Origin of the sequence: Peribacillus sp. NPDC101480 (assembly GCF_050277335.1) — a bacterium.
Lineage (GTDB): Bacteria > Bacillota > Bacilli > Bacillales > DSM-1321 > Peribacillus.
Genome location: NZ_JBNNSB010000002.1, coordinates 19,692 through 31,881, shown reverse-complemented (window position 1 = coordinate 31,881; position 12,190 = coordinate 19,692). Strand labels below are relative to the sequence as shown.

14 protein-coding genes and 1 pseudogene are annotated in these 12,190 nt (G+C 37.3%); 12 read left to right on the top strand and 3 right to left on the bottom strand.

Annotation, left to right across the window (positions count from 1 at the left end; all coding sequences use genetic code 11):
* Nucleotides 1-35: 35 nt before the first annotated feature.
* Both ACQKMF_RS07730 and ACQKMF_RS07725 read right to left on the bottom strand, forming a co-directional pair.
* Entirely contained in the window at nt 36-449 is a 414-nt protein-coding gene (locus ACQKMF_RS07730; RefSeq protein ID WP_260357617.1) for a VOC family protein, read from the bottom strand.
* 59 nt (nt 450-508) lie between these two features.
* The gene (locus ACQKMF_RS07725) at nt 509-976 is read right to left on the bottom strand and encodes a DinB family protein (protein ID WP_260357618.1); all 468 of its coding nucleotides are present in this window, start codon (nt 974-976) and stop codon (nt 509-511) included.
* A gap of 156 nt (nt 977-1,132) precedes the next feature.
* On the opposite strand from ACQKMF_RS07725, the gene ACQKMF_RS07720 reads away from it, so the two are divergent.
* On the top strand, nt 1,133-1,624 hold the full coding sequence (locus ACQKMF_RS07720) for a hypothetical protein (protein WP_402942811.1): 492 nt from the start codon (nt 1,133-1,135) through the stop codon (nt 1,622-1,624).
* 186 nt (nt 1,625-1,810) lie between these two features.
* On the top strand, nt 1,811-2,191 hold the full coding sequence (locus ACQKMF_RS07715) for a VOC family protein (RefSeq protein ID WP_101222114.1): 381 nt from the start codon (nt 1,811-1,813) through the stop codon (nt 2,189-2,191).
* 81 nt (nt 2,192-2,272) lie between these two features.
* Here the strand turns inward: ACQKMF_RS07715 and ACQKMF_RS07710 are convergent, their stop codons facing one another.
* Entirely contained in the window at nt 2,273-2,593 is a 321-nt protein-coding gene (locus tag ACQKMF_RS07710) for a 2Fe-2S iron-sulfur cluster-binding protein (RefSeq protein WP_101222115.1), read from the bottom strand.
* A gap of 275 nt (nt 2,594-2,868) precedes the next feature.
* Here ACQKMF_RS07710 and cdaS point away from each other — a divergent pair, with 275 nt between their 5' ends.
* From cdaS to ACQKMF_RS07660, 10 genes and pseudogenes are all read left to right on the top strand, one after another.
* Nucleotides 2,869-3,489 (top strand): sporulation-specific diadenylate cyclase CdaS, encoded by a 621-nt coding sequence (gene cdaS, locus ACQKMF_RS07705; protein WP_230176301.1) that lies wholly within the window; start codon nt 2,869-2,871, stop codon nt 3,487-3,489.
* Nucleotides 3,490-3,742: 253 nt separating this feature from the next.
* Nucleotides 3,743-4,489, top strand: coding sequence for a type I methionyl aminopeptidase (map, locus tag ACQKMF_RS07700; protein ID WP_101222117.1), 747 nt, complete (start codon nt 3,743-3,745; stop codon nt 4,487-4,489).
* A 245-nt stretch (nt 4,490-4,734) separates the two neighbouring features.
* Nucleotides 4,735-5,487, top strand: coding sequence for a helix-turn-helix transcriptional regulator (locus ACQKMF_RS07695; RefSeq protein WP_260357622.1), 753 nt, complete (start codon nt 4,735-4,737; stop codon nt 5,485-5,487).
* A 113-nt stretch (nt 5,488-5,600) separates the two neighbouring features.
* Entirely contained in the window at nt 5,601-6,848 is a 1,248-nt protein-coding gene (locus tag ACQKMF_RS07690; RefSeq protein ID WP_260357623.1) for a GTPase family protein, read from the top strand.
* A 116-nt stretch (nt 6,849-6,964) separates the two neighbouring features.
* Complete coding sequence (locus ACQKMF_RS07685) at nt 6,965-8,107, top strand: acyl-CoA dehydrogenase family protein (protein WP_402942819.1); 1,143 nt, start codon at nt 6,965-6,967, stop codon at nt 8,105-8,107.
* A gap of 621 nt (nt 8,108-8,728) precedes the next feature.
* The gene (locus tag ACQKMF_RS07680) at nt 8,729-9,403 is read left to right on the top strand and encodes an NlpC/P60 family protein (RefSeq protein ID WP_101222120.1); all 675 of its coding nucleotides are present in this window, start codon (nt 8,729-8,731) and stop codon (nt 9,401-9,403) included.
* Between the two features lie 358 nt (nt 9,404-9,761).
* Complete coding sequence (locus ACQKMF_RS07675) at nt 9,762-9,878, top strand: cation transporter (protein ID WP_427573168.1); 117 nt, start codon at nt 9,762-9,764, stop codon at nt 9,876-9,878.
* A gap of 194 nt (nt 9,879-10,072) precedes the next feature.
* Entirely contained in the window at nt 10,073-10,405 is a 333-nt protein-coding gene (locus ACQKMF_RS07670; RefSeq protein ID WP_260357624.1) for a (2Fe-2S) ferredoxin domain-containing protein, read from the top strand.
* Nucleotides 10,406-10,564: 159 nt separating this feature from the next.
* Nucleotides 10,565-10,642 (top strand): annotated as a pseudogene (locus ACQKMF_RS07665) (Lrp/AsnC family transcriptional regulator); the annotation flags it as partial.
* Between the two features lie 286 nt (nt 10,643-10,928).
* A complete protein-coding gene (locus tag ACQKMF_RS07660; RefSeq protein ID WP_427572464.1) occupies nt 10,929-12,119 on the top strand; it encodes an ATP-binding protein in 1,191 nt (396 codons plus the stop codon).
* The last annotated feature ends 71 nt before the right edge of the window (nt 12,120-12,190 follow it).

Sequence of the window (12,190 nt, the reverse complement as noted above, 5' to 3'; positions counted from 1 at the left end):
CACCAGTGAAAAGCACTATATCCAAATTCCATTTCTCAGCTCTCGAAGTTAAATTGCCATTTGATTCCGAATTTATCGGTTAACTGACCATAAATTTTACTCCAGAATGTTTCTTGGAGCTCTACACCAACCGTACCGCCTTCACTTAGTTTGTTAAAAATCGATTTAATTTCATCCAAATCATTACTGACATAAGCCAGGCTGATATTGTTTCCTTCAACAAAAGGCATTCCAGGAAAAGTATCTGAAAACATGATATTGCTTCCATTTATATTTAGCCTTGTATGCATGACTAAATCTTTCGCTTCTTCTGGAAGAGTAAAATCCGGATTAGGCGGTGTTTCCCCAAAGGTCATGATATTTGGTAGTTCCGTTCCAAAAACCTCTGCGTAGAACTCTACTGCTTGTCGACAATTCCCATTAAAATTAAGATATGCATCAACTGACATTTCTTTCACTCCTACTTTTTTATTTGTTATTCAATGCTCCCAATTTATTACATAATGCATTATTGCCTTACGAAAAATTCCGGCGGTTCAATTCCGAGTGTTCTAAGGTAGATATAACCCTGGCCCCTATGGTGGATTTCGTTTTCCAACGCATATTGAAGTCTATCAAAGTGGCTTTGTGAAGGACCGAAAAAAGGATCCTTTTCGACCACTCCAAGCGTTTCCTCGGTCATTTCCTCCCACAGCTTCCTCGTATCATCCCTTACTGCTTCGCATGCTGATACAAGTTCTTCTTTGGTAGAAATTCCGGCAAACGAATCTGGAAACTCCCAAACACCCAGTGCAATTCCACGCATATATGCAGTTTCAATGTTCATGATTTCTTTAACCATATCTGCGAAAGGGCGAAGCTCCCTGGCCGGTGCATAATTAAACAATTCCTTTTCAGGGAAAGCTTCAACCACCCTCAACGTCAAGCTCCTGTTGCCTTCCAATATATTTAACAAACCCTCTTTCGATAGAACCACAATTTCACTCTCCTTTGAGAAATACTCTGTATAGAAGTTCTGTGAAAAATCAAAAAGTCCTGCTAATTACTGTATTTAAAGATTGCATAGCTTTTTTTATCTACCGGTGTAGACTTATAAGTAACACTTAAATAATTAATAAAGGGGAAATGTCATATGTTCGGTTCCTTAAATAGAACAAAATTAATAAAAAATGATTTAAAAAGCATTGCGAAATTAATGTATCAGGATGTATCAAAAGATACTTGGGATCAAGAGAACCTAACAAAGAGAAATTTAGATTTCACTATTGAAAGCATTCGCTATATAGATGCTTATACGAAAAGATTATGTACTACTCAAATGGGTAGTGAACTTTTAAAGAATCATTTTGATAATTTTGTGATAAGAATAGGTGCCTATATTGGAGAAATTATAAAAAGGAATATAAATCAAGATTTTAAATGGTATGAATATGATTCTGTATATCATTTTTCTTCTGCACTTGATGGGGTGCATAGGGGCATTAAAACAGCAACGGTTCTTTACTCTAAAAAGAGAGATAGAGTTATAGTTCCTTTAACTGTGGTAGCGCAATATCTGGAAGGGAATTCGACATATACAGATTTCTTGAAATACGTAGAAGAAACAATTAAGCAAAATTCGTAAAAGATAACTGCTTTTCTTAAGCAATCGTGCAGGTTCAAAAACCTCCCAAAAATTCATTTTTGGTAAATATTGATTAAATCTAGCATATATAATACGATTTAATCAGTTATATATTTCCAACCAACATGATGATTATACATAAATGATTCAATTAATAACGGAACCAGCAGAAAGGGAGAGAAGCAAATGATTAACAAAGTCGGGCAAATTATGTTATATGTAAATGATCAAGACGAGTCATTGAAATTTTGGACGGAAAATTTCGGTTTTAGCGTAATTTCTGAAGAAGATAATGGCCAAGGGCTAAGATGGATTGAAATAGCCCCAACAAAGGTAGCAGAAACGAGTATCATCCTGCATAATAAAGAATTCATTGCTAAAATGCAGCCTGAATTAAATCTTAATACACCTTCGTTAATGTTTTACTCGGATAATCTTGATGAATTATATAAAGACTTTTCAGAGAAGAATATCAAAGTGGGAGAGCTTGTAACTATGCCATCTGGAAGAGTCTTCAATTTTGCTGATAATGAAGATAATTATTTTGCGGTCATGGAAAAGAAGTAATTCATTTGGCTAAAGATTAAAAAAACATCAAAACAATTGTTTTGATGTTTTTTGATTAAACTGCGACACTTACGAAACTATTCAGTCGGCAGGCCTTGGCCCAGCAGGAATTCCAGAGTTTTCTACCGTCTTGATCGGCCGAACGGTAATGTCTCCATTCACGTAAATTTGACAAGATAAACGTAAATGATCTTCCATTCCTTTTTCCTCAAAGATCTTTTTTTCTTTATGTGTGACCTCCAAAAAATCACCCGCCAATATTTCAACTCTGCAAGTTGTACATTTAGCTTTCCCGCCGCATCGGTGGAGAATATTTATACCGTTATCTTCCAATGCTAATACTAATTTTTTTCCCATTTCAACTTCAAATGTTCCTTGGTCAAATACGGTTACATAAGGCATCCAATACCACCTCTTATATAGAATATCTTTCAACAGGTCATTAACATATCTATTCTTTTACCTTGTCCATATGACATAAAAAAATGTGAAGTCATTACTTAATTGATAGTAAAGATGAATAATTAATAATCGTGAAGACAAACTTTAAGTACATTCATAATTATAAATTTAACTAGGCATAACTAGATCTACGAAAAATAAGATTGGTCTTTGCGAGGCCAATTAAGATTTATTGAAAGAAAGAGAGTGAAATAATAAAAGGGAGGTGCATGACTGTGAATCATGGCAATTGTGATTTTTCACCAATGAAACAAATGTTAAAAGAGGATTTACGACAAGTAATATCAGCATTACAGGATAACTTAGAAGCAATGGGTGATGAAAATTATTGTCTTCTTGGAAATTTCGAGAAAATAAAGGATAAATTTATATACATCGATATGAAAGCAGCTACATTTTATTTGAATTGTTATTTGTCACCGTTTACGGACAAATATCCAGAGTTATCAACTTGCGTACAAAATTTGTCGAATTTGAGACACGGCGGCTTAATCGTGATTCAACGGGGAGACCCTATTGATTCATTGATTCAACCCGGTATTTCAATAGGCGCGGAGTTAACCCATTCTTTACTCGAATCAATTTTTTTCCCTGGAAATCCACTGCATGATGGTGCCGTTTTGGTTAATAAAAATCAGATTGTTTCCGCAGCAAATGTCCTTCCGCTTTCAGACAGATCAACAGGGGGAAAAAAACTTGGAACACGCCACCGCTCTGCATTAGGTTTATCTGAACGAAGTGATGCCCTGGTATTGGTAGTATCAGAAGAAACAGGAAGAGTTTCATTTGCGTTAGATGGAAATCTGTACCCGGTTAATACACATGGGCCTATATAAAATTTTTGAGACAATTAAGTCCAATCGTGATTATAAATTCTAGGTAATTAACACCTGGAATATTCATTTGTGTAAAAAACGTAAACGCTGGCTTCCATTTTTATTTTTCTCGGAATTACTGGTACAAAAAAGGCCATGAATTAATTAACCCGGTGATTTTTACCGGGTTTTTGGTTGCTTTTTATATAAAAAAAGGCATATGATAAACAAGGAGTCTCAATCAGAAAAGTTATAAAACGAAAGAGGATTTTAAATGATAACCATTAAAAGTGAACGAGAAATAAATTTGATGCATGAAGCGGGCAAACTTCTTGCTGCGACGCATAGAGAAATTGCAAAAATGATAAAACCGGGCATCACGACTTGGGAAATCGAAGAATTTGTCGATAAGTACTTGGCAGAGCATGGTGCTACACCAGAACAAAAGGGCTATAACGGATATAAATATGCAACGTGTGCTTCAGTGAATGATGTTATTTGTCACGGCTTTCCGCAAAAGAAAGCCCTAAAAGAGGGAGACATCGTTACGATTGATATGGTGGTGAACCTTAACGGTGGTTTGGCGGATTCCGCTTGGACATATGCGGTCGGTGAAGTTTCCGATGAAGCTCAGCGTTTAATGGATGTAACCAAAAATGCTTTATACAGGGGCATCGAAGTCGCACGTGCAGGAAATCGTCTCGGGGACATCGGGCATGCAATCCAGTCATATGCAGAAGGTGAAAAGTTTTCTGTTGTTCGCGATTTTACAGGCCACGGAATTGGTAAAACCATGCACGAGGACCCAACAGTCCTACATTATGGTAAGCCAGGTAAAGGTGCCCGTCTAAAAGAAGGTATGGTCATCACGATCGAGCCAATGCTGAATGCAGGAACATGGCATATGAAAATGGATCAAGACGGCTGGACGGCGAGAACGGCAGATGGAAAGCTTTCCGCGCAATATGAACATACCCTTGTCATTACAAAAGGTGAACCGATCATTTTAACGGAACAGTAAACCTAAAGAAGAAACGTCCTTAACATGGGCCGTTTCTTCTTTTATTTTTTACACTATTTCATAATAAACCTCGACAGAATATTCAGAATCTACCCCATCCAACATTAGATAGAATCCGAAAAATTAGTACTAGGCAGTTAGGCATTAAAAACTTTACTATTATGTGGCAGCACAGGATAATAAGGGGAAGGAAGAATTATTTAGATGATATGTTATATAAACAGTAAATAAAGGGGGTTTTGACAGTGAAGAAAGGGGAAAAACTGTCTGCAACGGTTGAAACGGTTGGGTTGAGCCAGCGGGAATTTTTAACGATTTTCTTACTTCACTCTTTGAGGATAAAAGCGAATTATCCAAGGGCGATTCATCAGGACCTGAAAAATACGTTCACTGGCAAAGTACATAGCTATGACTATTTATGTAAAATATCCAATACGCTAGTCGATTCCAATCATTTATCCTTATATACGAATAAGGGAAGAAATTATTATCAAATAACGGAAAAAGGGAAAGAGCTTTACATATGGTACCAAGAAAATTTCCTGGAACGGTTCTCCGAAGTGAAAAAGGTCATCGATCGCTTCATGTTCGATTTAAGGGGATCTGGTGAAAACCCACCGGTTGTTAATGAGCTTCCTGAAGAATACAGGTCGTATTTCTCGAAAATAATATCGGTGAAGGATCTAGTCCGTTATGTAACCTTAAAAGCCGCTTTCACTAAGAAGCCCATTTACATGGGGGAAATTGGCGATCTGCTTAAGAATCAGTTCGGTTGGATCGCTTCTAACGGTTATTTATACGATTTATCTCATGAAATGGAAGAGAACGGGCTTCTTGTCGGCAGGTGGGAAAGTGAAAAACGAACTAAACGCTATTTACGAATCACCGATGAAGGACAGCATCATTACAAACAGATTGCGGATTCTGCAGCATTTCAAGTTCAGGAAATCCAAAAATACATGGCCAGTGTCATTATGTTCTTAAAAGAAAAGAGTTAAATGAATATATGGAGCCCTTTAATTTTGCAAGGAGAATGAAGTTACATGCTTAAATTGAATCGTTCAAGGGTAAATGTTACTTAAAAACACTTCTTAACAAGGGGGAATGAGTGATGGTGGAAAAACATGATGAAATGGGAAGCATATTCAGTTTCATTAAAGGCCAGGTAGATAAGCTGCCCATTTCACAATCAAAAAAGAACAAAATGCTCGACCAGCTCTTAAAGCTTAAAACGATGACAGTTGATGCAAGGGAACCGCGAATTGCTCTTGTCGGCAGGCGTGGTTCCGGAAAATCATCACTGATCAATGCGATGTTTGGTCAGGAGCTCCAATATGTCAGTTCCGTTAAATCCGGAACGGGTAAGGGAAAATGGCTATGGTACCCGAGTGATGCCGAGCCCAAGATTCGTTTGCTGGACTCCCGCGGGCTGGGTGAGAGTGAAGCTCCTACGGAAGATTTCGATGAAGAAACACCATTGGGTGAATTGATAAAAGCGGTAACAGAAGAACAGCCTGATGTGTTTCTTTTCTTGATTAAAGCAAAAGAAACGGATTCACGGATTGAAGAAGATTTACAAGAATTGAATAAGCTGCGCAAGATCGTTAAAGAGAATCACCATTATGATGTACCCGTCATTTGTGTGGTCACCCAAGTGGATGAATTAGATCCGCCTCATTATAAACAAGCACCTTTTGATGCCAATCCTAAGAAAAAACAGAATATTGATGAAGCCATCGCTTTGATGTCAAAAAGATTTAAAGAGAGTGAAATACCACTTTTGAACATCATTCCTACTTGTTCGTATATTGATTTTGATGAAAGTGGAAATATTGAATATGATATGCGTTGGAACATAGATTTGCTGTCTGATTACTTAATTGAGGCCTTACCCAGTGAAGCGAAGCTGAAGACAGCCAAAGCGATGCAGAGCCAATTCGTAAAGAAAAAATTCGCGCGGACGATAGTGGGAACGTTTACGGCAATCGCAGGTTTAATCGGTGCAGAGCCAATACCTTTTGCCGATTTTCCCATTTTGACCGGCATTCAAGGTTTGATGATTGTGGTGATCGGTTTTATCGCGGATAAAGAAATCAATACAAAAACGGCAAGTGAATTCATTGCTGCATTAGGGATCAATGTCGGAATCGGTCTCCTTGTCAGGGAAGGTGTCAGGGCTGCAGTCCGTTTCATCCCAGGAGCCGGCCTAGCCGTTTCGGGTGCGGTAGCGGGCGCAGTCACATATGGAATCGGGCAAGCGGCGATAGCTTACTTTCTCGAAAACAAAAATATTGATCAGGCTAAGGAAGCATACAAGAACGCGAACAAAGAATATAAAAATGAAGACATCGACTCTTAATGGGCAGATTCGAACCATAAACTACACTAAGGTGATATGATAAAGTGGAGTTAGCAGTTCTGTTTCTGCTGCTGGATGGTCCAGGATTTTTGTTTACCACAGGAGGGGTGATCTTCATGTCGTTTTTTCAATCACAGAAGCAAAAAGAATATATACAAAAATTAGAAGAAGCGATTCAGTCGTTTTCCGGTCGATCTGAGGCACTTGATGATTCAAAGGGATTTCCTTTTGAAAACATTCAGGAGTTAAAGGAATTCGGATATCCCCGATTAACTTTAGCAAAAGAGGATGGGGGGTACGGCGGTTCCTTATATGATTTTCTCCTATGCCAAGAAAAAATAGCTCAATATTGCGGCCCAACAGCCTTAGGAATAGGCTGGCATGTCGGAACCGTCCTCTCCTTAACGGAGAAGAGACCGTGGGAAAAAGAAGTCATGAAAGAGTTGTTTGATGAAGTGTCGAAAGGTGCTCTAATCAATACGGCAGCATCTGAGACTGGAACGGGAAGCCCGACGCGCGGTGGCAGACCGGAAACGATCGCTATCAAAAAGGGTAAACAATGGAATTTGAATGGCAGAAAGACTTTTACTACACTCTCTCCCATCCTTGATATTTTTCTTGTAACGGCATGGGTACCCGAAGATGAGTGTTTAGGCACTTTTTTAGTTCATCGTGATGTAACGGGTGTAAGTATAGAAGAAACTTGGGATATGATCTCCATGCAAGGAACAGGAAGTCATGATTTGGTGTTAACTGATGTCAGCCTGCCTGAAAAGTATTATGTCATGAAAAGCAATACTGGTGAAAAAAGAAAACCTGAAGCGTGGCTATTACATATACCGGCTTGCTACTTGGGAATTGCAGTGGCTGCCAGAAATTACGCAGTCGAATTTGCGAAAACCTATTCTCCCAATAGCTTACCAGGACCAATCAGGGACCTTCCGAATGTTCAACGTACAATTGGGGAGATGGAACTGGAATTGGGGGAAGCACACCATTTCCTCTACTCTGTCGCAGAAAAATGGGTGCGGCAGCCTGAAGATCATGATGAACTATCGAAGCAATTGGGTGCTGTTAAGTTATCGGTCGTCAATAAATCGATTTCCATCGTCGATAAAGCGATGAGAGTCGTCGGAGCCAAAAGTTTACAACGAAACAATCCCCTGCAACGCTACTATAGGGATGTACGCGCAGGTCTCCATAATCCTCCGATGGATGATGCGACTATAACGATGCTCGCAAAATCCGCTCTTTATTAAGTTCATATTCGAATATGGCACTGAAATGACTTCGTCGTTTTCAGTGTTTTTTGCTATTCTTTTTCTAATATTATTTTGTGTTTTCGTTGCAAGTGCAGTTTTTAGGAGGGGGCTAGTACCTATTAGGTGTAGTCTTTTTTGTACACATGTACCACTTCTAGAGTGTGGGGAAAATTAGAACAAAACATTTATAAAGTTAAGATTGGAAAAGCCAGGTATTCACAAACTTAAGAACAAACATCTGAACGAATTTAATGGATTCAAATGCAAAATAAAAAGAGTCAGGAAAAATACTATTCACACCGAATCAAAGGGAAGGTGCCCTGCCACCCAAATATTAGTTGAAAGCTAACTCATAGAACCATTTTGGTTTCAATTTTTTGATGGATAAAATATGGATAATTTTCATAAGATACCCACAATTTTAAGTTCTGTTAGTAATTTAAAATCTACCAAAGAACATATCAATTTCCGGAAGATATTTGGGGTATTATAGCTATTTTGTCACTTCTGCTCAAATACTGCATAATTTTGTAATGATAATGTAAATTAAGGAAAATATGTGTGTCACTTAAGGATGATAAAATTATAAAAAAGAGATTTTATCGGGGGAAATAGTAAATGAAAAAAATTATTGCTTCAGTAGTAGTGACGGGATTGTTACTTTCGAATCCTTTGGTAAGTAATGCTGCATTAGGAGATCGTACGTTAAAAAGTGGAATGACTCATACCGAAGTAAAACAATTACAAGGGGTTTTAAAGAATAAAGGGTACTTCACTAATAAAAACACTACTACATATTTTGGCACAGTCACTAAAAGTTCGGTAGTGAAATTTCAAAAAAAGAAGGGCTTGAAAGCTGACGGTATTGTAGGTCCGAATACATATAAGGCTTTGGGGATTACAAAAAAAACTGCTCAAAAGTCAAACGGTAATTCATCTACTAATCTGGTAAGTAACGCTAAAAAATATTTGGGTGTACCCTATGTATGGGGAGGGAGTACACCAAAAGGTTTTGATTGCAGCGGATTTTTAAAATATGTTTTCGAAAAAAGTACCGATGTGACTTTGCCTAGAACTGTTGCGGAAATGTATAAGAAGGGGAAAAAGGTTTCTTCACCAAAAGTTGGGGATCTTGTTTTTTTTGAAACCTATAAACCTGGCGCCTCTCATGCGGGCATTTATATTGGAGGGAACCAATTCATTCATAGTTCCTCTTCAAAAGGTGTAAGTATTACTTCGATGAATAATAGCTATTGGTCAGAAAGATATTTAGGTGCAAAAACATATAATTGATAGGGTTGACTTTTAACTTTTATAACAATAAGCCCAGTTCTTTTTCAAGGACTGGCTTTTTTTATTAATCTACAAATAGGTTATTATATCGAGAAGTCCTATGAAGATGATAACCACACTTCTTTTCGTTATTATTAAGGAACCTTCTGCCCCAATCCGGAAAGGTTTAACCATGAAACAGATGCTTTAATGTTTTATATGATCTTTAATGAGCATTATTGGTTTTACATAAATACCAATACCGAGAAACAAAGCACTCGAAATCGGAGAGAATCCGCCAACCCATGCAACTAAAATAACTCCTAGTAATAGAAAGTCTCTGAATCGGTGCTTGGCTTTTTTGTCTTGAGGGCATTGCATTAAAGCGATTGAAGGCAGTGTAGAGAAATTGCCTGGAGTTAACACTGTGAAAGAAAACTTGGATTCAGGAACTGTTGAAGTGGAATTTAATCCAGACATGTACAATAACATTTAATATTGAATCACGATTTCGTTTAGAATAACATATACTTTACCGGGGTATGGTTTATTATAACCCTGGTCGTTAATTGTTTCCTAACATCCTATTGAAATGAAATTTGATAAAACTGGCTGCTACAAAGTGTGGGGAGAATTTAAATTTGATGTAAAGTCAAAGAGGTCAAATAAAAAGGAAAAAGGGGATTTCTTATGAACTTAGATGGGGTTAGCAAACATCTATTAATTTGCAACGGGAAAACATGCACGAAAAATGGAGCAGAAGAAGTAACAGAGACCATTAGAGGGGAATTGAAAAACTTAGAACTACAAAAAAAGATTCACACAACAAAAACATTATGCAACGGCCAATGCAAGCATGGGCCGATCACTGTTCTATATCCACAAGGAACCTGGTATAAAGAAATGAATAAAACAAAAAGTAAAGAACTTATTCGTCAATTGAAAGAAAATGAAAATGTTCATTTAGGTTCAGAACTTTATTACCATGATGGGAAAACATACAAGAACCATGAGAGTGAATGAACTGTAACATCTTACTTCTATATCTAAAAAGGTTTCTGTACAGGGAGCTTTTCTGGAAAAAATTGAGATATTCAATAGACTGATCATTTATACCAATCAGCCCATATTTCCATCAATAGCGTTTCTTCTCCCCATTAATACTAATTGAAAATTGGTCTATCAGAAAAAATGGAAGTTTTGGAAAGAGCATTAGCGTCTATGCCAGAAGTATTGGAGTTTCATTGTTTAACAGGTGAGTAGTAGAAAATTCAATATTTTTACCAATCTGAGGGAAAAATACCCGTTCGTAAAAGTACACTTTACGAACGGGTATTTTCCTGGATGGCGGAAGAGGAAACTTTTAATTCCTTCATGTTAATTTCACTAGCTTATTATTCTCTATCTTGTTAAGATTGATATACCTGTCTAAATCTTCGAAAAATATCGAAAGTTCGGTGTAAAAATGAATCTTATGACAAAAGATTTACTGATTAACTTTTTAATTATCCTTTTTCCGATCTTTTTATTGCAAATGAGCTATCTAGTGAAGTACGTATACCGTTTAGATGCATTAAAAGGATCCTTCCTATCGATTTTCCCTATTCTTTCACTTGTTCTATGCATGTTATTTCCCGTTGTTATAGAAAAGGATTTTGTTTGGGATCTTAGATGGATCCCTTTTCTATTAGGCGGTTTATATGGAGGCTACCGGTTAGGAATCATATTGATAGTCATCACTCTTGTTATCCGCTATTTATCAGGGGGTGATAATGGATTTTATATATCATGCATCACTTTTCCACTAATGGGAATTTCCCTGTTTTTTATATCTAAGTACTATCTAAAAATGTCTGTCAGTAAAAAAATCCTTATTGGCATATCATTAATATTCATTGTCCATATTCTTACGCAGTTTATTTCAACAGTCGTATTTGAACTTACTATCGGCATAAGCATATGGAAACAATACTTCACGATCCAAGTCATTGGAATCGTTGTTGTAATCTTACTATGGGAGGTCATCCTCACTAATTTTCAGGTTCTCGAAAAATTAGTGAAAGCGGAAAAATTGCAGATCGTTAGTCATCTGGCTGCAAGCATATCTCATGAAGTCAGAAATCCCCTTACGGTTACCAGGGGATATATTCAAATGTTATGTGAAGACGTGTCTTCCCATACAAAGGTCAAATATGCAAATATTGCACTGAAGGAATTGGATCGGGCCACGGATGTCATTAATGATTATTTGACGTTTGCTGCCATAAGCCCTGAAAACACGGAGCGATTAAGGGTATCAGAAGAAATTCAGCATGTCGTGAACAGCATAAAACCCTTGGCTAGCAATAATGGAACTGAATTGAAATTATCCTTATTCGAAGATGGAGCTTATTATATCATGGGGGAAAGGAAGAAATTCCAGCAGTGCTTGTTCAATATCTTAAAGAATGGGATAGAATCGATGGACCATGCTGGCGAAATATACATAGATTTAATTCATGCTGCCTCCACCATCCAAATTAAGATCCAAGATCAGGGAATTGGAATGACACAGGAACAGATATACCGTTTAGGTGAACCTTACTTCACGACAAAGAATAAAGGGACGGGATTAGGAATGATGGTTTCATATAGCGTTATCAAAAGCATGGAAGGAACGGTGCATGTGTCAAGTGTACACGGGAAAGGGACATGTTTCTCTATTAACCTGCCCATACATAAATACGAGCCTATTTAGTTTAGTGTAAATTGACGGTTTTATACACATAGATTACAATTTAAGTAAACTACCAATATTATGAAATGATT

What these genes read in the sequence shown, in the direction of transcription:
- ACQKMF_RS07730 (WP_260357617.1), bottom strand. Translation starts at nt 449, where the DNA reads ATGTCAGTTGATGCATATCTTAATTTTAATGGGAATTGTCGACAAGCA.
- ACQKMF_RS07720 (WP_402942811.1), top strand. Translation starts at nt 1,133, where the DNA reads ATGTTCGGTTCCTTAAATAGAACAAAATTAATAAAAAATGATTTAAAA.
- ACQKMF_RS07715 (WP_101222114.1), top strand. Translation starts at nt 1,811, where the DNA reads ATGATTAACAAAGTCGGGCAAATTATGTTATATGTAAATGATCAAGAC.
- ACQKMF_RS07710 (WP_101222115.1), bottom strand. Translation starts at nt 2,593, where the DNA reads ATGCCTTATGTAACCGTATTTGACCAAGGAACATTTGAAGTTGAAATG.
- map (WP_101222117.1), top strand. Translation starts at nt 3,743, where the DNA reads ATGATAACCATTAAAAGTGAACGAGAAATAAATTTGATGCATGAAGCG.
- ACQKMF_RS07690 (WP_260357623.1), top strand. Translation starts at nt 5,601, where the DNA reads ATGGTGGAAAAACATGATGAAATGGGAAGCATATTCAGTTTCATTAAA.
- ACQKMF_RS07685 (WP_402942819.1), top strand. Translation starts at nt 6,965, where the DNA reads ATGTCGTTTTTTCAATCACAGAAGCAAAAAGAATATATACAAAAATTA.
- ACQKMF_RS07680 (WP_101222120.1), top strand. Translation starts at nt 8,729, where the DNA reads ATGAAAAAAATTATTGCTTCAGTAGTAGTGACGGGATTGTTACTTTCG.
- ACQKMF_RS07670 (WP_260357624.1), top strand. Translation starts at nt 10,073, where the DNA reads ATGAACTTAGATGGGGTTAGCAAACATCTATTAATTTGCAACGGGAAA.